14 protein-coding genes are annotated in these 20,070 nt (G+C 38.3%); 5 read left to right on the top strand and 9 right to left on the bottom strand.

All coding sequences use genetic code 11. From position 1 onward, the window contains the following. Window positions 1–168: 168 nt before the first annotated feature. Complete coding sequence (gene queA / locus CWB66_RS01795; protein WP_138584112.1) at window positions 169–1,203, bottom strand: tRNA preQ1(34) S-adenosylmethionine ribosyltransferase-isomerase QueA; 1,035 nt, start codon at window positions 1,201–1,203, stop codon at window positions 169–171. 341 nt (window positions 1,204–1,544) lie between these two features. On the opposite strand from queA, the gene CWB66_RS01790 reads away from it, so the two are divergent. Continuing rightward, a complete protein-coding gene (locus CWB66_RS01790; RefSeq protein WP_138584111.1) occupies window positions 1,545–4,070 on the top strand; it encodes an EAL domain-containing protein in 2,526 nt (841 codons plus the stop codon). A gap of 197 nt (window positions 4,071–4,267) precedes the next feature. After that, the gene (locus tag CWB66_RS01785; RefSeq protein WP_077536847.1) at window positions 4,268–4,480 is read left to right on the top strand and encodes a hypothetical protein; all 213 of its coding nucleotides are present in this window, start codon (window positions 4,268–4,270) and stop codon (window positions 4,478–4,480) included. A gap of 5 nt (window positions 4,481–4,485) precedes the next feature. Here CWB66_RS01785 and CWB66_RS01780 read toward each other — a convergent pair whose 3' ends face one another. The 7 genes from CWB66_RS01780 to CWB66_RS01750 form a co-directional block, all read right to left on the bottom strand. Continuing rightward, on the bottom strand, window positions 4,486–5,409 hold the full coding sequence (locus tag CWB66_RS01780) for a hydrogen peroxide-inducible genes activator (RefSeq protein WP_138584110.1): 924 nt from the start codon (window positions 5,407–5,409) through the stop codon (window positions 4,486–4,488). 81 nt (window positions 5,410–5,490) lie between these two features. Further along, window positions 5,491–6,759, bottom strand: coding sequence for an inorganic phosphate transporter (locus CWB66_RS01775; RefSeq protein ID WP_138584109.1), 1,269 nt, complete (start codon window positions 6,757–6,759; stop codon window positions 5,491–5,493). Window positions 6,760–6,798: 39 nt separating this feature from the next. Beyond that, complete coding sequence (locus CWB66_RS01770; RefSeq protein ID WP_077536844.1) at window positions 6,799–7,476, bottom strand: TIGR00153 family protein; 678 nt, start codon at window positions 7,474–7,476, stop codon at window positions 6,799–6,801. 150 nt (window positions 7,477–7,626) lie between these two features. Next, entirely contained in the window at window positions 7,627–8,328 is a 702-nt protein-coding gene (gene phoU, locus CWB66_RS01765; RefSeq protein ID WP_077536843.1) for a phosphate signaling complex protein PhoU, read from the bottom strand. A gap of 46 nt (window positions 8,329–8,374) precedes the next feature. Continuing rightward, window positions 8,375–9,202 carry a phosphate ABC transporter ATP-binding protein PstB gene (gene pstB, locus CWB66_RS01760; protein ID WP_138584108.1) on the bottom strand — a complete coding sequence of 276 codons (828 nt, stop codon included), beginning with the start codon at window positions 9,200–9,202 and terminating at the stop codon, window positions 8,375–8,377. A 27-nt stretch (window positions 9,203–9,229) separates the two neighbouring features. Then, a complete protein-coding gene (pstA, locus tag CWB66_RS01755) occupies window positions 9,230–10,879 on the bottom strand; it encodes a phosphate ABC transporter permease PstA (RefSeq protein ID WP_138584107.1) in 1,650 nt (549 codons plus the stop codon). Between the two features lie 15 nt (window positions 10,880–10,894). Continuing rightward, window positions 10,895–13,129: an ABC transporter permease subunit gene (locus CWB66_RS01750; RefSeq protein WP_138584106.1), complete on the bottom strand. Its 2,235-nt coding sequence runs from the start codon at window positions 13,127–13,129 to the stop codon at window positions 10,895–10,897. A 371-nt stretch (window positions 13,130–13,500) separates the two neighbouring features. Between CWB66_RS01750 and CWB66_RS01745 the strand changes: the two genes are divergently transcribed. From CWB66_RS01745 to CWB66_RS01735, 3 genes are all read left to right on the top strand, one after another. Next, window positions 13,501–14,007, top strand: coding sequence for a glycine cleavage system transcriptional repressor (locus tag CWB66_RS01745; RefSeq protein WP_077536839.1), 507 nt, complete (start codon window positions 13,501–13,503; stop codon window positions 14,005–14,007). Between the two features lie 96 nt (window positions 14,008–14,103). Then, the gene (gene ppk1, locus CWB66_RS01740; RefSeq protein WP_138584105.1) at window positions 14,104–16,191 is read left to right on the top strand and encodes a polyphosphate kinase 1; all 2,088 of its coding nucleotides are present in this window, start codon (window positions 14,104–14,106) and stop codon (window positions 16,189–16,191) included. Further along, window positions 16,184–17,671, top strand: coding sequence for a Ppx/GppA phosphatase family protein (locus tag CWB66_RS01735; protein ID WP_138584104.1), 1,488 nt, complete (start codon window positions 16,184–16,186; stop codon window positions 17,669–17,671). The genes ppk1 and CWB66_RS01735 overlap by 8 nt, the downstream gene beginning before the upstream one ends. Before the next feature lie 113 nt (window positions 17,672–17,784). Here the strand turns inward: CWB66_RS01735 and CWB66_RS01730 are convergent, their stop codons facing one another. Beyond that, the gene (locus tag CWB66_RS01730) at window positions 17,785–19,860 is read right to left on the bottom strand and encodes a M13 family metallopeptidase (RefSeq protein ID WP_138584103.1); all 2,076 of its coding nucleotides are present in this window, start codon (window positions 19,858–19,860) and stop codon (window positions 17,785–17,787) included. Between the last annotated feature and the right edge of the window lie 210 nt (window positions 19,861–20,070).

The raw sequence follows: 20,070 nt of genomic DNA, 5'->3' as shown, positions 1-20,070 counted from the left end.
TCATCCTCAATGTCAGAAAAACAGTCCAACAAGCTATAATTTAACCGCTCGATTCTACCCTTTTTGCTAAGTTAATACTATTAGCTACGGTAAATTCGATGCTGATTTACTATCGTAAACACAAACCCCAACAATGTGCTGGGGTTTGTAGTTATTTTTACTAAAAATTTAATATTTACGTGTTAAAAACATCGCATCACCGTAACTAAAAAAGCGATATTGTTGTTCAATTGCGGTGTTATAAGCCCCCATTATGTTCTCTTGGCCGCTAAAGGCACTCACTAACATAATAAGCGTTGATTCTGGTAGGTGGAAATTAGTAACCATGGCATCCACTACGTTAAACTGATAACCCGGATAAATAAATATATCGGTATCACCAAAGTAAGTATCGAGCTTGCCACCATGTATTTTTGCAGCAGATTCGAGTGAACGCATTGACGTTGTACCAACAGCGATCACTCGCCCGCCGTTTGCTTTAGTTTGTGCAACGGCGTCTACAACATCTTGTGGTACTTCAATGTATTCAGAGTGCATTACATGTTCGTCAATCGTCTCTACACGCACTGGCTGAAATGTCCCTGCGCCAACATGCAAGGTAACAAATGCCATTTGTACGCCTTTTTCTTTTAACGCAGCCATTAGTTGTTTATCAAAATGTAAGCCTGCAGTGGGCGCTGCAACAGCACCTGGTTTTTCACCGTAAACCGTTTGATAGCGCTCGCGGTCGGCTTCATTATCAGGGCGATCAATATAAGGTGGTAATGGCATATGCCCAATATCATTTAATATATCGAGCACATTTTGGCTATGATCAAATTCAAGTTCGAATAAGGTGTCGTGACGCGCCACCATTATTGCTTTAGCTTTACCTTCGAGGATCACTTCGTTACCAGGCTTTAATGACTTACTTGCTCGAACATGCGCCAACACGCGATGCTCATCAAGTACGCGCTCAACTAAAACCTCAACTTTACCACCCGATGCTTTTTGGCCAAACATACGCGCAGGGATCACTCTGGTGTTATTAAAAACTAATAAGTCATTTTCATTAACTAATTCAAGTATGTCACTAAAAACTTTGTGCTCAATCTCGCCACTTGGGCCATCAAGCTTGAGTAAGCGGCTACTCGTTCGATCCGTTTTAGGAAAGCGAGCAATTAATTCATCAGGTAAGTCAAAGCTAAAGTCAGCCACGCGCATAATTGGTTATCCACATCATTTAAAATCGCGCCAAGTGTATATCTATCGTGTATTAAGCTCAAGAAATCAGCCTAATTTCGGTGGATTTAAAGGTATTTGGCAATAGCTGCAGCTACTATTTTGTGGCAATAAATAAAAACCGAGTAATCTATGTCTTAAGTTCGGTTACTTATATAAATTAAACAATATTCTATTGTGTATAAAAACAAGGGAAATGTGTAATTTCAACCTCAAAAATCCAATAGTGTCTATACTTAGGTTAAATCTTCTTGTTCTTGTAAAGAAATGTCATTACTCTAACTCGGTTAAATAATTATAAGTTTTTGTAGGGGTAATAATACGTGGCAAAACGGCTTAAGTTGCTAATATTAAATGCAAGTAGTGCTGAGCGTCGCACTATTCGTGCCACTTTAGATAGCTTAAATGTGTTTACTTTTATTGAAGTCCAAGACAGTCAGGAAGCCTTAAAAATCTTAAAGCAACAACCTGTAGATATTATTATTACAGGGCTGAATGTAGGTAAAATTGATGGCTGGCGTTTTTCTCGAATGATCCGTTCTGGTTTATTAAAAACCACAAAAAACACACCTATATTACTAACTCCCCCTATCTACTGTGAGCGAATAGCCGAAACGACCGCCCGTAGCTATGGTATTGATGCGGTACTGCCTTTTGAGCATCAAGATATGTTGCCACAAGTTTTGGCTAATGTGCTGTCAACACACTTAGAAAAAAGCAGTCGCTTAAATCTATTACTATTAGAACCTCAGCAAAGTAAAGCCAATGATATTAGCGAACAACTCAAACTAAACTTTGCAATTACTCATGTAACCACAAGTAAAGAGGCGCTTAGTGCTTATTATCAGCAGCAGTTTTCAATTGTGTTACTCGATGCAACAGCAAATAGGGCTGAAATATCAAGCATATTAGTAGAAGATATTTTACAGCATAACCCTAAGCAAGCGATTGTAACGATTATAGATAACGCAGATGCAGACTATGCAGAACAGCTTTTGCTGTCAGGCGTTACCGATTTTATCCGCGCCCCCTACGACCCTTCATTTTTAAACAAAGTATGTGATCACGCAGCACGTCGAGAAGATTTTATGGTGAGTTACGCTGAGTTTGCCAACAAAGTTGAGCAATTAAGTTTGAGTGAAGTAAAATACAAAGAGTTATTTTCAGCTCATCAACGTATTTTATTGCACTTAAATACGGTTGTCCTTGAACTAGATCAACAAGGCCTTATTCGCTTCATTAACCCAGCATGGGAGACACTCAGTGGCTTTGGCGTGAAGTATTCACTGCAACGCTCTCTCACTGATTTTTGTACAAATGAATGCCAGCAAAAACTACAAAATACAGTAAGCAATATTCTCCATGGCGGTGATCAGCAACAACAAATTGAAATAAAAATAAATCATAAAAATGGGAATGAAATTTGGGTTGAATGCAGGCTTCAGCTGATTAAAAATAGTCGTAATAATGCGACAATTACTGCAACAATCGATAATATCCATGAACGAAAACAAGCAGAATTACAGCTGCGTCATTTAGCATTACACGACACATTAACGGGACTGCACAATCGCTATTATTTTGATCAACAACTTAACCAAATTTGCTTGCCTGATAAGACTCATACTAATATTGAACACGCATTGATCTATATTGATCTTGACCATTTCAAAATAATAAACGACAGCAAAGGGCATCATCAAGGCGATGTTGTTTTAAAAGAAGTCGCTGAGCTTTTTAAAGATAATATTGGTGGTGATCATCTAGTTTGTCGTATTGGTGGCGATGAATTTGCCGTAATACTAACAAATATGAACTTGCTTGAGGCTCACTTAGTAGCAGAGGGAGTGTGCAGTGCAATAGAAAAACATGCATTTATGTCTGGCGACCAAGTTTATACTATAAGTTGCTCTATTGGTTTAGCTCAAATAACATCAAAAAATTGTGACCCTAATGAGTGTTTAAAACAAGCCGACATTGCTTTATATATTGCTAAAAACTTAGGTCGTAACTTAGTTCACTGCTATTCAAAAGAAGATAAGCAAAACAATACATTACAAACAGGTTTAGAGTGGGGCCATGAAATACGCCAAGCATTACAGCAAAATAATATAGAGCTTCACTATCAGCCTATATGGGACTTTAAAGAGAATAAAGTAGCCTATTTTGAAGTTCTACTGCGCTTAAAACTCAATAATAAACTCGTATATCCTGACCAATTTATTCCTTCTCTTGAAATGCTAAACGATACTTTTTTGATGGATCAATGCGTTATACGTAACACAGTTTCTTGCGTTGCGAAACATCCAGAATTAAAGCAAGTTGCTATTAACTTATCTGCTCAGTCTTTTTTAGATGAACGATTATTACCGCTTATTGAATCAAATTTAGAAAAGTACCAAGTATCTCCTACCCGTATTATTTTTGAGATTACTGAGTCAGCAAGTATAAATAATTTAAAAGCAACGCGTAAAATGATCGAAAAGCTGAATAACCTAGGCTGCCACTTTTCAATAGATGATTTTGGTACTGGCTTTAGTACGTTTAACTATCTTAAACAACTTCCCGCGCAGCATGTTAAAATTGATGGCTCCTTTGTACGTGATATGCTAAATGATCCTATTGATTTAGCCCTAGTAAAAGCAATCAATGACATAAGTAGCTCTCTCGACAAACTCTCTGTAGCTGAATATGTTGAAAATAAAGAGATCTTTTATGCACTAAAAGAGATTGGCGTAGATTATGGTCAAGGCTACTTTATAGCTCGCCCAATACCCATCGAAAAAGTTAAAGCTGAGCTTGAAAATATTTTAAGTAATAAAGTTTTTTATCAACAATCACCTAGCTAATAATTCGTAAAATTAAACAATTTTAAGCATTTTATTGCTGTCATTATTGTCTTTATTGCCTATACTCTACTCACAACCCAGCGAATGTCATGCTGTTTAATGGATTACACTTGAAAAACATGACATTACCACTTAATGGTACATAACTGGCTTTTGTAGTTAAGTTTGATACTACTTAGGATCTTAAGGAGAAAGGTATGATGCAATTAGTTACTTTGTTATTAGCTATACACTTTGTTATTGCATATCAATGTTATCGATATGCAACGATTAAAGGCTATCCTGTTAAGGTATTTACTGTCTTAGGATGTGTGCCCTACTTTAACCTAGTCGTATGGATTTACCTATTATTTTTACCTGAACTAGAACCTTTCGAAGGTCATAAACATGATCAAAAGCAGCCTTTGTAGCTGCTTTATTTTTTAATAAAATCTAAGCTGCATTGATACTTTAAGAATGATTCAAGTTGCTGGCTAAACAATTTAAAATCACGAATACGCCCAGTTGTCTTACGCCACAATATACCAACATCCCTATATGCATCATTTTGCGAAGGGGTCGCAATCATGTTTTTATTATCCAAAATACCGGCATTAATCGCCATTTGCGGTAAAAAAGTCACACCAAGCTGATGCTCAACCATACTAAGCAATGTATGCAAACTCGCCGCTTCAAAGGGGTTAATACAGCTAGCACGATTTAAATGACACGCACTGAGCGCATGCCCTGTCATACAGTGCTCTCGTTCGAGTAAAAATACACTTGCATCCGGCAGTAAATTAAAATCCTCCACGCCCTTTGCTGGTGTGTAATCTTTATGATGCACCAAACTAAAATGATCTTTAGCAAGCACTTGAGTGTGAAACTTGTCGGTTTCATATGGCAAAGCCAGTAACGCTAAATCAATATGTCCATGCTCGAGCTTATCGAGTAACTTATCACTCGTATCTTCTATTAATACCAGTTCTAAATCACAAAAAGTTTCTTTACAAAAGTGATAGAGCGGAGCCGCAATAAAGCTGGCGATAGTCGGTATTACACCAACGGTTAATTTACCATGCAGTGGTGTTAAAAAGCTTTTAGTAAGCTCTTTTAAACTAATTGTGTCGTTAATAATCCTACGTGCACGTTCTACTACTTCCTCACCAATGCTGGTAAACATAAGGCTACGATTTTCTCGCTCAATGAGCTGACAACCAAGTGTTTCCTCAAGGTTTTGAATCGCACTGCTTAAAGTTGATTGCCCTATAAAGCACGCACTCGCTGCACGGCCAAAATGCTGATACTGGTGAACAGCCAACAAATACTGTAACTGTTTAATACTTGGGAGATTCGTCATTTTTCTTTCCACAAATAAAAAGACCCCAACACCTAGGGCATTGAGATCTTTTCAAGCTAAAAGTCTTTGAGTACTTTTTTGTTAAACCCCAAATGCGGTTCTTAGTACGTAGAAAATAACAATAGCAAGGGCAGCACCAACTGGCAACGTAATTACCCAAGAAACTACAATGTTTCTGATAACACTCATATTAAGAGCACCAATACCACGCGCCATACCTACACCTAATACCGCACCCACTAAGGTTTGTGTAGTAGAGATTGGCATACCTGTGCCTGATGCAATAACAACCGTTGAAGCGGCAGCTAATTCAGCAGCAAAACCACGGCTAGGTGTTAAATGTGTAATACCTTCACCAATCGTTTTAATTACTTTTTTACCTAAAATAGCAAGACCTGCCACAATACCAAAACCACCAAGCGGTAGAATCCACCAAGCAATAGCGGCTTTCTTAGCAATTTCACCATTGTTTTCAACAATGTTTACAACAGCAGCTAGTGGACCAATAGCATTAGCAACGTCATTAGAACCATGAGCAAACGCCATACAACAGGCTGTTAGTACCATTAATACTGCAAATACTTTTTCAACATTGTTGAACTGCATTTGCTTATCGGCTTTAGGATCAATGTTTAAGCGAGAAATAGCAATCTTACCAATAATTGCCACGACCACTGCAACAGCGATTGAAAGTGCATAACCTTCAACAGCACCTAAGTCTACGCCAACATGCTTTAAGCCTTTTTTAATTGTAACCAAGGCCATAATAAAGCCCGCCAGTCCCATATAAAGTGGTACGTAGCGTTTAGCATTTTTAAGTGGAGCATCAGTATCAAAAATAAGTTTTTGCGCACTCATAAATATTAAGTATGCAATAAAACCAGATATAGCGGGCGTTATAATCCAACTACCTACAATACCACCTACTTTATCCCATTGAATTGCCTCAGTGCCTACTGCAACTAATGCAAAACCAATGATTGCACCAATGATTGAGTGAGTAGTTGATACTGGCCAACCTAGAAACGAAGCCATTAATAGCCATGTTCCGGCTGCAAATAAAGAAGCAATCATACCCAGAACCATAAGTTCTGGAATATCTGCAAATGGTGCCGCATCAATAATTCCTTTACGAATTGTTGATGTAACCTCACCACCAGCTAAATAAGCACCTGCAAATTCAAAAATCATCGCTATAAAAATAGCCTGTTTGATTGTTAATGCTTTTGAACCTACAGAAGTTCCCATGGCGTTAGCTACGTCATTCGCGCCAATACCATAAGCCATAAAAAAGCCGACTGCTGCGGCAATTAAAATTAATACCGTGCCGTAAGATGCAATGATATCCATTGTAAAACCTTAATCTTTCGTGTTTGAACTGATTTTAAATTAACGAGCTAACATCAGCTCAAGACGTGATCCTACGCGCTCTGCAATATCTGCAAGCTCGCCAACCCATTCAATGATTTTGTATAAAAACATCACATCAATTGGATTTAACTCACCTTCTACATCTCGTAGTTGGCGGCGTACTTTTATTTGCATTTCGTCCGTGTCTTGTTCTATTGCATCCAATTCAACTAGCATTTTTTCTACTAAGGTCACTTCACGACCTTTAAAGCCTGTTTCTAGCAGCTCTTCTAATTCGTTAATTGCTTTAGATGCTTGTTTTGTCGCATCAACACAACGAGTTAAATAAGCCAAGAAATCAACTTGCATAACTTTTGGAATGGTCATTTCACGACCAATCACACGTCCAGCAATGTCTTTTGCTTTATTCGCAATTTTATCTTGTTGGGTTACTAATTCGAGCAGATCTGTACGCTCTACCGGCATGAATAAACCGCGCGGTAACTGTAAACGTATATCTCTTTTCATATCATCGGCTTCACGCTCTAAATTGCGAATAGTGATGCGAAGCTCTTCAGCTTGTACCCACTCTTCTTTAAATACGTGATTAAAGAAAGGTATCAAAGCTTTACTTGCTTGATGAACTTTCTTTATGTGTTCTTCCATTGGTTTGATAGGAGATTTTGCAAATACTCCTAAAAACGCGTTTGTAGGCATAACTGACCCTTTAATCAAATTGATATGCTTTGCAGCATGAATTTTACAGCATTAACAACGATTGTGAACGCTTTTTATTACTTCACTAAAGCTTGCAATGCACAAAGCGACACAAGGTCGCTTTAATACAAAAGAATGAAATAGTTAAATTTATAGTGATTTTTCTATATCTTCTTGAGATGTATGACGAATATCTTTACCGTTTACAAAATAAATAATGTATTCAGCAATATTTTGACAACGATCGCCAATACGCTCTAACGAACGAACAGACCAAACTAAGTCCATAATTTTTGGTATTGAACGAGGGTCTTCCATCATATAAGTCATAATTTGACGTGTAATGGCTTCATACTCTCGATCTACCTTGGCATCTTCCTTGTGAACCTGAAATGCTCGTTGCACATCCATACGGGCAAATGCATCAAGTACATCATGCAACATTTTTAAAACTTGGCGGCCCATGTTTTCAATATTTACGAGTAGATCTTGTTGATCTTTGGTAAATGAATCAAGAGCAACTTTTGCGATTCGCTTTGCTTCATCACCAATGCGCTCTAAATCAGCAATTGTTTTCGCTATGGCGATTACTAAACGTAAGTCGCTAGCCGCAGGCTGGCGGCGAGCAATAATTCGTGTACATTCTTCATCAATGTTCACTTCCATGGCATTTACTTTGTAGTCATTTTCACGGACTTTTTGCGCAAGCTCTGCATCGTTTCGACTGACCGCATCAAGTGCACTGCTTAATTGTTGCTCAACTAAGCCACCCATGCTTAATACGTGATTACGCACATTTTCTAGTTCTTGGTTAAAGCGCCCAGAAATGTGTTTATTAATGTTATGTTCCATAATTACCTTCTCTTTTGATCTTATACAACACGCTGTAATAGGCTAATTAACCGTAACGACCGGTAATATAATCTTCGGTCTTTTTCTTCGTTGGTGTTGTGAATAAGGTATTTGTATCTGAGTATTCAATTAATTCACCCATGTACATAAAGGCGGTTTGATCAGATACTCGCGCTGCTTGTTGCATGTTATGTGTAACAATAACAACGGTAAATTTATTCTTTAAATCGTTTATTAGCTCTTCGATTACCAAAGTAGAAATTGGATCGAGTGCCGATGTCGGCTCATCCAATAAAAGGACTTCTGGCTCAATCGCAATTGAGCGAGCAATAACTAAACGCTGTTGCTGACCACCCGATAAACCAAATGCACTATCGTGTAATCTATCTTTTACTTCATCCCACAGGGCTGCGCCACGAAGTGATTGCTCTACCACTTCATCTAGTTTGCGCTTTTCTTTAATACCTTGTAAGCGTAGACCATAAACCACATTCTCATAAATTGATTTAGGAAACGGATTAGGGCGTTGAAACACCATGCCCACATTACGGCGAAGCGCAGCAACATCAACGCTTTTATCGTAAATATTTTGTCCATGCAGTAATATTTCACCCTCAATGCGACAAATATCCACAAGGTCATTCATACGGTTGATACAACGCAGTAACGTTGATTTACCACAACCCGATGGACCAATGAACGCCGTTACTTGGCCTTTTGGGATGCTCATGTTCACTTTACTAAGCGCTTGTTTATCACCGTAGTAAAGATCAAGGTCTTTAATTTCTAGCGCTTTTTGCTCATCGGTTAAATTATCTAAATCTAACTTCATGCCCAAATTTGCTTGGTTTACTTGTGTAGCGACTGTAATCATGTTTATTACCTATAAAATCTTTACTAATTAGTGTTCAAGCGATCTGAATTTTTCACGTAAATGGTTACGTATACCAATGGCCGTTATGTTGAGCGTTATAATTACCGACACCAATAAAAATGCAGTTGCATATACCAGTGGTCGCGCTGCTTCAACATTTGGACTTTGAAAGCCAACATCGTAAATATGAAACCCTAAATGCATGAACTTTCTATCTAAGTGAAAATATGGAAAGTTACCATCAAGTGGCAATGTAGGTGCCATTTTTACCACACCCACCAGCATTAATGGTGCAACTTCACCTGCGGCGCGCGCAACAGCGAGTATTAAACCGGTCATAATTGCAGGGCTTGCCATTGGAATTACAATACGCCATAACGTTTCAACTTTTGTTGCGCCCAGCGCTAATGAACCATCACGTACCGTGCTTGGAATTCGAGATAACCCTTCTTCGGTCGATACAATTACAACAGGGAGCGTTAATATAGCCAATGTCAATGCTGACCACATTACACCTGGCGTACCAAATACAGGGGTTGGCGATGCTTCAGGGTAAAACAATTGGTCTAAACTACCACCTAACATATAAACAAAAAAGCCTAAGCCAAATACACCGTATACAATTGAAGGCACACCGGCTAAGTTAATAACTGCAATACGAATCATTTTCGTCACTGCGTTTTTCGCTGCATATTCATGTAAGTAAATTGCGGCGACAACACCAAACGGCGTTACTATTACCGCCATTAGCATAACCATAAAAACAGTACCAAATATGGCAGGAAACACGCCACCTTCGGTATTTGCTTCACGCGGATCATCAGATACAAACTTGCCTAGCTGTACAAAGTAATGACCTAGTTTTGCAAAAAAGCCCATGTCATTTGGAAACCAAACATCAAGTACCTGATACATAGGGATAGTCACAATTTCACCGCGCATATCTTTTACAGTAACATAGTCACGTTTTGCAAGTTTACGCAGTGCGAATAACTCTTTTTCAAGTACGCCATACTCTGCACGTAAATTAGCACGCGCTTGAGCAAGTTCAGCAACATGCTCATCGGTTAACTCATTATCAAGTAAATAACCTTTCTCTTTTAACCGTAAGCGTTCAAGTTCATAGTTAATGTGGCCAATATCGCCGTTTTGTAAATCAAGCGCTTCATCATTTAAATCAACTGCGCGATCAACAAGTTCGTGTAAAGCCTCAACGGTATCACCAGCAACTGGCTTGCCATCTTTAATAACGTTCTCTAGGTAACCATAAAAATTACCGTTTTTACTACGCTCAAATACAGCAAGTGTCGCTGGTGCCGATTTTTCTTTTATATCGGTTTCAAGTATCCAACGAAAATCTAAATCGACGTATTCACGGTTACCTGTTTTGATAAGTAAACGCTCAAACTCTTCTTTATCAAATGCTGATACATCAACACCTGTTGCAGCTAAACGCTCTTTGGGTACCATTTCTCGGTCGTAAACTTCACCAATAACGGTTTGCTTTGCAATAGAGCCTTCAAGCTCATACTGCATCACTTCAGAAGGCCAAAAGAAACTTAATCCCTTCCAGGCTATCATTGCTAATAAACCTAACACTGAAATCAAACTGATGCTCACTGCACCACCGGTCATCCAAATCCAAGGAGAACCAGACCTAAACCACTGCTTTACCATGTCGTGTCTCTCCACTTACATTGAGCTGTATTTTTCACGCAATTGCTGGCGAACAAACTCAGCGATTGTGTTGAAAATAAAGGTGAATATGAATAGTACAAAAGCCGCTAAAAATAATATTCTATAGTGTGAACTGCCTACTTCTGATTCTGGCATTTCAACTGCAATATTTGCTGCAAGCGTCCGCATTCCTTGAAAAATACTCCAATCCATTATTGGCGTATTACCGGTGGCCATCAGTACAATCATTGTTTCACCAACAGCACGGCCCAACCCCATCATTACGGCGGAAAAAATACCAGGGCTGGCAGTTAGCAATACAACACGTACAAGTGTTTGCCACTGAGTTGCACCCAACGCTAATGAACCGTTTGATAAATGCTTAGGTACACTAAACACAGCATCTTCTGCTATTGAGAAAATAGTAGGAATAACCGCAAAGCCCATCGCAATACCAACAACTAATGAATTACGTTGATCGAACGTCATACCAAGTTCATTTGTTAAATATTGACGTACATTGCCGTCAAACATCCAAAGCTCAATCGTTTCGCTCATCGCAAATGAAAACCAGCCAATAAATAACACAACGGGTATAAGGATTATTGAATGAGAGCCTTCAGGAATTTTATGACGAATACCGGCTGGCAATTTAGTCCACCCAAATGCAGCACCTAAAATACCTAGCGGCAATAAGATGAGCAATCCAACAATTGCGGGTAGATGTTCTTCAATCAGTGGTGCTAACCAAAGGCCCGCTAAAAAGCCCAAAATAACAGTCGGCAGTGCTTCCATTATTTCTACTGTTGGTTTAACAACTTTACGTAATCCGCTCGACATAAAGTAAGCAGTGTAAATAGCCGATGACAATGCAATTGGTACTGCAAATAACATGGCGTAAAATGCGGCCTTAATTGTACCAAACGAAATTGGCACTAATGAAAACTTAGATTCAAAGTCATCACTGGCTGAGGTTGATTGCCAAATATAGCCAGGCTCTGGGTAACCTTCATACCATACTTCTTGCCAAAGTGCTGACCACGTTACTTCTGGGTGTTCATTGTGTATTTCTAATACGGTTAATTTGTCATCTGCTAAAATTAATGCCGCATTAGAGCGTGGTGCAATTGCAAAGTTTTTAATTTCACCTTCACTTACTTTACCCTGCCATAATTTAGCTTCACTTGTTGTGTAGTAAACACCCAACTCACCATTACTGCTGGTAGTGAAAAATGTACGTCGGTAAAATTCTGTGAATATATTGAGTTTATTTTGTTTACTCGTCTCGAATGAACGAATTTTTTGATACTCTCGGCCAGTATCAGTATTCACTTCAAACCACTGTGAAACTTCACCATTATCATTAGCAAGCATTAACGAATTTGCACCCGCTAATAATTGAGCAGACACTATATTTGCGCGTTCTTCGTTGGCTGAAAGCAATTGTATTTGCTCAACATCGCTTGGGTCGCGTGTATCATATACATAAATTTGATTAGCCGAACGGATAAATGTACGCGTTGTATCCGGTGATATTAGAAGCTCATCTACACGGCCTTCGATATCAAGTTCAGTGCGCTGCACAACCCATTCAACATCTCCGGTAAACATATTTTCTTCAGCCACAAAGCTGCTGAATAAAACACGTTTATCTGCGGTTAACGCAACCACAGCCGTTTTATCTTCATAATGACTAAACGCAAAGCGCTTAATTGCCGCTCCTTGTTCGTCTACTGCTAATGCCATTTCGCCAAGTGGATAATCAACACGTGGGGTTAATTTTCGCTCGTTGTTTGGAAAGGTAACTAAAAACTTAGGTACAACCACCACCACGGTGCCGTTTTTCAAGCCATAAGCATATTGCCCCTGAAACGGTGCGCTTGTTGCAAAACTACTTGCTTCGCTTGGCAATATGACATCGAGGGTTTTGAGTTTTTTACCAAAATTTGATTTTTCAATATTATAAAAATCAACTTGCCCTTGTTGACCTAATAAATAAGCCACCTCAGTTTGCTCTTCAACGCCTAAACCGACAATCTGATCTGCATTAGCAATGTTTAAGCTGTTACGCTTTTCAACTTTAGCTGATTCAAAAATTGGTTGTACTACATAAAGAAGATAAAAGAATATTAATAGCAGTGCCACTAATACCATTACCCCGCCTGCGGTTATGCCAAATTGGGCAAACCGATCTTTAAATAGACGGCTTCGATCCGTATTAAAAGTCGGTTTATTCGGATTGGAAGTCATCAAAACACCCTTAAATCTTAACGTTGCATAAATTATATTTCATCAAGATGACAGTAATGTTACAGCGGTAATAATAAGCTCTTAATAGCAACTATAAATAAAGTAGTTAAACAATTAGCTTAATAAAACTCCAAATGGGTGACTTATAAGTGAACTAAATTATAAAATAATTGGACAAAGCATTTATCGAGGTCAATACTCACAAAGTATCACATAGGCAATCGTAGCTTTAGAAAATGCATAGCATGTATATTAAATCCCGCTTTTATCAATTTAAAATTAGGACTTTATAGCTACACTTTAACAACCGATAAATTAAACACTTAGTGACTACGCATTTACTTTCTTTGGCCTTAAAAAGAGAATTATTTATGAAACAACTGGTTATTACTATTTTAGGGAAAGACCGCCCTGGATTAGTCGAGAATATTTCCTCGGTCGTATTGGAGAATCACGGAAACTGGCTTAGTAGTAACTTGAGCCATCTACTAGGTCACTTTGCAGGTATTATTCAACTTGAAGTAGCTGAGGAGCATTTTCAATCCTTACAAAGCGCACTCAATGCACTTCCCAAGCTCGATGTACGCATTGAAGCGGGTAACACTGAAATTGAACAATCGTCGCTTGAGCAAATTAATCTAGTTATTACAGGTAACGATCGCCCTGGTATTGTTCAAGAACTAGCAAGTGTGATACGCCATAAAGGGGCTAATATTACTCACTTAAATTCAAGACAACAAAGCGCACCTAATTGGGGAGTACCTATTTTTAGCGCTGTGGCGACGGTCACTTTGCCAAATGGAATGAATAAAGAAGAAGTTATTGATGCGCTCGAGTCAATAACAAGTGATCTAATCGTAGACACCGAAGAAGTATAATACTCCTTTATGTGTGCCACATCGCTGGCACGCATGTCATTTTAATGTCATTAAGTTACATTATATTTTATTCAGCATTAAATAGCGGAATGAAGTATGAATGCCCACATAGAACACACCCACGTTATTGAGTATTTTTCAAAGGAGTTAAGCTGGCTGTCGTTCAACGAACGTGTGCTGCAAGAAGCTAAAGACAAAAGTAACCCAATTATTGAGCGCATACGTTTTTTAGGTATTTTTTCTAATAACCTTGATGAGTTTTTCAGAGTCCGTGTAGCCGACGTTAAGCGCCGTATTTTATTAAGCAAACTTCCTAATGCTAATTTTGAAGAAGATGAAGTACTACTAAGTCAGATACAAAAGAAAGTATTACTGCTTGGTAAGAAATTTAATCAAATTCACCAACAAATCTTAAATGATTTAACCACACATAATATTCACGTAAATAGGCCAGAGAAGCTCAGTGAATTTCATTTAAATTGGTTAAAAAATTACTTTACTGACAATGTCCTACAACATATATCCCCAATCTTACTTGATGAGAATAGAGATTACTCAGATTACGTAAATGACACCATGACTTACTTATTTGTAGAAATGAGTGACGAGAAAAATCATTACGCAATGCTCGAAGTGCCAACCGATCGTGTACCAAGATTTATAAATTTACCAAGCGAGAAAACCCGCCGCCATAAAACCATTGTGATGCTTGATGATGTTATTTTATATTTTTTAAATGACGTATTCAGCAGCTTTTTTAGTTTTCAAACTATCCAAGGTCACTCAATTAAGCTTACCCGTGATGCCGAATATAATCTTGATGATGAATTAGAAGAGGGTCTGCTGGATAAGATGTCCAAAGGATTAAAACAACGTATTTATGCAGAACCTGTACGCTTAGTCTATGACGAAACGATGCCCGAAAGCATGCTTAAAGTAATGAAAAAACGGCTAAATGTAACTCATCATGATGCGCTGATCCCAGCTGGACGCTACCGTAATTTTAGAGATTTTATTGCCTTCCCTAATGTAGGCCGGCAGTATCTTGAAAATAAACCATTACCTGCATTACAAAGCACCGCGTTTAACAAACACACCAGCGTATTTGACGCAATTACCGAGCGAGATATTTTACTTTACTACCCATACCACACATTTAATCATTTACTGGAATATGTGCGCCAAGCAGCCTTTGATCCTAAAGTGACACAAATTAAAGTTAATATTTATCGTGTTGCAAGTAAATCGCGGCTTATTTCATCACTGATTAATGCCGCTAAAAATGGCAAACAAGTTACCGTAATGGTTGAGCTAAAGGCCCGTTTTGATGAACAAAATAATATTGAATGGGCAAAAATATTAAGTAGCGCAGGCATTAAAGTAATTTTTGGTATACCCGCGTTAAAAGTGCACAGCAAGTTGTGTATTATTCAACGTAAAGAAAAAGGCCAAATAGCAAAGTATGCGCATATTGGAACCGGTAATTTTCATGAAAAAACCGCCAAAATATATACCGACTTTAGTTTATTCACGAAACATGTCGGGATCTGTGAAGAATGCGACAGCGTATTTAGATTTATAGAAAGCAGCTATAAGCCTTTTAGTTTTGAATACTTAATGCTATCACCTATCAATGCTCGTGACACTTTACTCGATTTAATCGATAAAGAAATTCAACACGTCGAAAATGGTTTTGTCGGTAAAATTACCGTTAAAGTAAATAATTTGGTCGACAAGCAGCTTGTTGATAAGCTTTATCATGCTGGTCGTTGTGGCGTTAAAATTCGCATTATTGTGCGCGGTATGTGCTCATTAATACCTGGGGTAGCCAAGTTTAGCGATAACATAAGAGTGATTAGTATTGTTGATCGTTTTTTAGAGCATCCTCGCGTAATGGTGTTTGGCAATAACGGCGAGGACAAAGTGTATATTTCGTCTGCTGATTGGATGACCCGTAACCTTGATCATCGTGTTGAAGTGGGCGTGCCAATTTTAGACGCTAAATTAAAGCTGCTCATTATTGATATTTTAGAGCTACAATTTAAAGACCGCACAAAAGCACGCTTAATCGACAAAGAACAAAAAAACACTTATGTGCGACGTGGGAATCGTAAAAAAATTCGTTCACAAATAGCGACTTATGATCATCTAAAAAAATGGGAAAGTAATTATAACAATGAGTAATCGCCCATCTATAGCCGCTGTCGATTTAGGCTCGAATAGCTTTCATTTAGTCGTTGCTCGTGAAGTTGATGGCACACTGCAAATTTTACATAAAGAAAAGCAGCGTGTGTATTTAGCTGATAGCTTCGATGATAAGTCAAAACTAAGCCAGTATGCTATTGATCGCGCTTTAGTCGTGCTAAAACAGTTTGCTAAAACTCTGCAAGATTTCCCTGCCTGTAATGTAAAAGTAGCGGCAACCCATACCTTTAGACGCGCTAAAAATATCCATGCCTTTTTAGCACAAGCAAATGAGGTATTTCCATTTCATATTAACGTTATTGCAGGACAAGAAGAAGCTCGTCTTATTTATCAAGGTGTTGCCCACTACCTACATAATGAAGATAACCGTCTTGTTATTGATATTGGCGGTGGGAGTACAGAATTAATAATCGGTCAGCACTTTCAACACAAACTACTTACTAGTCGTAATATGGGTTGTGTTAGTTACACAAATCAATTTTTTATTGATGGTATAATTAGTCCTAAGCACTTCAATAAAGCTGAAATAAAAGCAGAACAAGAAATAGAAGTTATTTTTGCTAGTTACATAAACGAAGGCTGGAAAAATGTCATTGGTACATCAGGTACAATTAAGGCAATACTCGCGATGATAAGTGCGAAAAAGCCACATCAATCTTGTATAACTTACGACGATTTAATTAACCTTAAACAACAATTTATCAACGCTCAACTAATAGATAACCTGCTAATTGAAGGTTTAACCCCTGAGCGCCAGCTTAGTATTTGTGGTGGCCTTGCCATCCTAATCGCTATTTTTAGAGAGTTTGCAATAACCCAGCTTACCTACAGCGACTTTTCGCTGCGTGAAGGGTTACTCCATGAAATGCAGCAAAAACTGGTTGATAACGACATTCGCAGTAATACCATCAATAATATAAGCGACAGATACACTGTAGATAAAACCCATGCAATCCGCGTTTCTGACACGGTTAGTTGGCTCTACGAACGCTTAAAAGGCCCGTGGCGACTTAATAATCAAGATGATATTGCACTACTGATTTGGGCGGCAAAACTGCATGAAATTGGTTTATCTATAAACTCATCAGGCATAAATAAACACAGTGCCTATATTGTTGCTAATAGTCAATTACCTGGTTTTACGCAACAGGAGCAATTAATACTGAGCTCGCTTATTCGCTTTTATCGTAAAAAAATCAAGCTTAATGAACTCTCCGACTTTATAACCATCTCGCAGCAGCGAGTGCTTAAGCTTATTACTATTTTGCGTTTAGCTATTTTATTTAATCAAAAACGGCAAGCGAGTCAAAAGCCAAACATGGAAATTAGCGCAAGCAGCACAGGGTTATTTATAAAATTTTGTGATGGCTACTTGCAAGAATATACTCTGCTACAAGCAGATTTAGAACAAGAAAAGCACTATCTCAAAAAAGTCGGTATCGCATTCAATTGCAGTTAATAGCCGCGCTTATAGTAAGGCTGAAAAAATAAAATGATTATGGCGTATAAAAAAGCCAGTAAGCTAAATACTTACTGGCTTTTAATTAACCTTAAATCGGGGTAATTAGTTAATTACCAAATTTTTACGCGATCTTCTGGTTTAATATACATTTTATCGCCTTCTTTTACGTCAAACGCTTCGTAAAACTCAGGCATATTCGACAAGATACCGATTACACGGTAATGGCTTGGTGAATGCGAGTCCGTCATTAAGCGATTACGTAATGCTTCATCGCGATATTTACGACGCCAAATTTGTGACCACCCCATAAAGAAGCGTTGATCGCCTGTGTAGCCATTAATTACTGGAGCTTTTTTATCACCTAAAGATAGTATATATGCTTTGTGCGCAACGGTTAATCCACCTAAGTCACCAATGTTTTCGCCAAGCGTTAGCTCGCCATTAACACTTGCATCTTCAAATGGTTTGTACTCGTTATACTGTGCAACTAAAGCAGCGCTTCGATCTTCAAATTGCTTAAGATCTGACTCGCTCCACCAATTACGTAAGTTACCGTCACCGTCGTATTTAGCGCCTTGGTCGTCAAAACCATGACCAAGCTCATGCCCAATTACTGCACCAATTGCGCCGTAGTTTACAGCATCATCCGCTTCTAAATTAAAGAATGGTGGTTGTAATATAGCGGCTGGAAATACAATTTCGTTGTTTACTGGGTTGTAGTAAGCATTTACTGTTTGCGGAGTCATGTGCCACTCAGAACGATCAACTGGTTTACCCAGTTTTGCAATCATATCTGCGTATGCCCATTCGCTATAACGAATGTAGTTACCAACTAGCTCATCTGAGTTAATTTTTAGCTCAGAGTAATCTTTCCACGTGTCTGGGTAACCAATTTTAGGCGTAAATTTGTCTAATTTTTCTTTCGCTGCAATTTTAGTTTCAGGGCTCATCCACTCAAGATTTTCGATAGCAACACCGTAACCTTTAATTACGTTATCAACTAATTCTTCCATGCGTGCTTTAGCTTCTGGCGGGAAGTTATCTTTAACGTATACCTTACCTAAAATTTCACCAAGTACACTGTTAGATGCATCAACCGCTTGCTTCCAAAGAGGTGCTTGTTCTTCTACGCCACGAAGTGTTGTGCTGTAAAAGTCAAAGTTAAGGTTAACTAAATCTTCACTAAGTAGTTCTGCATAACCACTTACAAAATGAAATTTTAAGTAGTTTTTCCACGTCGCTAAATCAGTGTCTTTGTAAATAGTAGCAAGTGCTTCTAAGTAGCTTGGTTGACGTACAATAATGTCACTTGCACTCACGCCTGCATCTTTAAAGAATGCAGCTAAATCAAGGTCACCCATCAACTTGCTTGCATCTGCTACTGTCATCTTATTATAAGATTTAGTTGCATCACGGCTTTGCACACGGCTCCACTGAGCATCAGCTAGTGTTTTTTCAAATGCAAGTACGCTCTTAGCTGCTTCTGCTGCATTTTTAACGCCTGACTTTGCTAAAACATCAGTGATGTATTGCTCGTAAGAAGCGCGAATTTTAGTGAATTTTTCGTCATCTTTTAAGTAATAATCACGATCTGGTAAACCAAGACCCGACTGAGATAAATACAATGCATACTCGCTTGAGTTTTTAGCATCGTTATTTACAAACCAACCAAACGGTAAAGTACCGCCTTGTTTTTGAATTTTAGCCATTAAACCCACTAAATCAGCTTTAGATTTAACGCTATCAATTGTATCTAATGACGGTTGTAATGGCGTAATACCTAGCTCATTACGCGCATCTTTATTCATATAGCTTTTATAAAATGCGCCAATTTTATACTCATCGCTGCCTTTTTTAGCGGCCTTATTCGCGGCTGCGTTTTCAAGGGCAATTTTCATCGCTTTTTGTGACTCATCATATAACTGCGAAAAAGAACCGTAGTTAGATTTATCACCTGGTATTTCAGTTTTAGCTAACCACTGACCATTTACATGGTAGTAAAAATCGTCTTGTGCGCGTACTGAACTATCCATATTAGCTAATTCAATACCAAGCTCTAGTGGTTTTTCAGCGGGTGCTGTTACTACTGGAGTGTCGGTTACTTTAGTTTCTTGTTGTTTTTCACCACAACCTACCAAGCCAAGCGCAAGTGCGATACTTGCAGCTGCCATTGTTACTTTATTCATAATTATTCCGTTTGTTAGTTAGAATTGAATCATACCAATCTGCTTATATATGGGGTCTATTTAACGTTAAGAAAATTACGCTAGAACTAGGCAAAAATTTTTGTATCTAGTTGTTCTAAATAAAAAAATTTTAACGACGTTATAGTGCAATTTAATTCGTTAAATTGATCAAAGATTTATGCAGGTTGGTATTAAAGTGCGGTGTTTTTT

It is taken from the genome of Pseudoalteromonas sp. S558 (assembly GCF_005886635.1).
Classification (GTDB): domain Bacteria; phylum Pseudomonadota; class Gammaproteobacteria; order Enterobacterales; family Alteromonadaceae; genus Pseudoalteromonas; species Pseudoalteromonas aliena.
The sequence above is the reverse complement of the archived record's forward strand: the minus strand, read 5'-3'. Positions and strand labels throughout refer to the sequence as shown.

Excerpts from the sequence above, each read along its gene's own strand:
- queA (WP_138584112.1), bottom strand. The coding sequence starts at position 1,203 with ATGCGCGTGGCTGACTTTAGCTTTGACTTACCTGATGAATTAATTGCT.
- CWB66_RS01785 (WP_077536847.1), top strand. The coding sequence starts at position 4,268 with ATGATGCAATTAGTTACTTTGTTATTAGCTATACACTTTGTTATTGCA.
- CWB66_RS01780 (WP_138584110.1), bottom strand. The coding sequence starts at position 5,409 with ATGACGAATCTCCCAAGTATTAAACAGTTACAGTATTTGTTGGCTGTT.
- CWB66_RS01775 (WP_138584109.1), bottom strand. The coding sequence starts at position 6,759 with ATGGATATCATTGCATCTTACGGCACGGTATTAATTTTAATTGCCGCA.
- CWB66_RS01770 (WP_077536844.1), bottom strand. The coding sequence starts at position 7,476 with ATGCCTACAAACGCGTTTTTAGGAGTATTTGCAAAATCTCCTATCAAA.
- phoU (WP_077536843.1), bottom strand. The coding sequence starts at position 8,328 with ATGGAACATAACATTAATAAACACATTTCTGGGCGCTTTAACCAAGAA.
- pstB (WP_138584108.1), bottom strand. The coding sequence starts at position 9,202 with ATGATTACAGTCGCTACACAAGTAAACCAAGCAAATTTGGGCATGAAG.
- pstA (WP_138584107.1), bottom strand. The coding sequence starts at position 10,879 with ATGGTAAAGCAGTGGTTTAGGTCTGGTTCTCCTTGGATTTGGATGACC.
- CWB66_RS01750 (WP_138584106.1), bottom strand. The coding sequence starts at position 13,129 with ATGACTTCCAATCCGAATAAACCGACTTTTAATACGGATCGAAGCCGT.
- CWB66_RS01745 (WP_077536839.1), top strand. The coding sequence starts at position 13,501 with ATGAAACAACTGGTTATTACTATTTTAGGGAAAGACCGCCCTGGATTA.
- ppk1 (WP_138584105.1), top strand. The coding sequence starts at position 14,104 with ATGAATGCCCACATAGAACACACCCACGTTATTGAGTATTTTTCAAAG.
- CWB66_RS01735 (WP_138584104.1), top strand. The coding sequence starts at position 16,184 with ATGAGTAATCGCCCATCTATAGCCGCTGTCGATTTAGGCTCGAATAGC.
- CWB66_RS01730 (WP_138584103.1), bottom strand. The coding sequence starts at position 19,860 with ATGAATAAAGTAACAATGGCAGCTGCAAGTATCGCACTTGCGCTTGGC.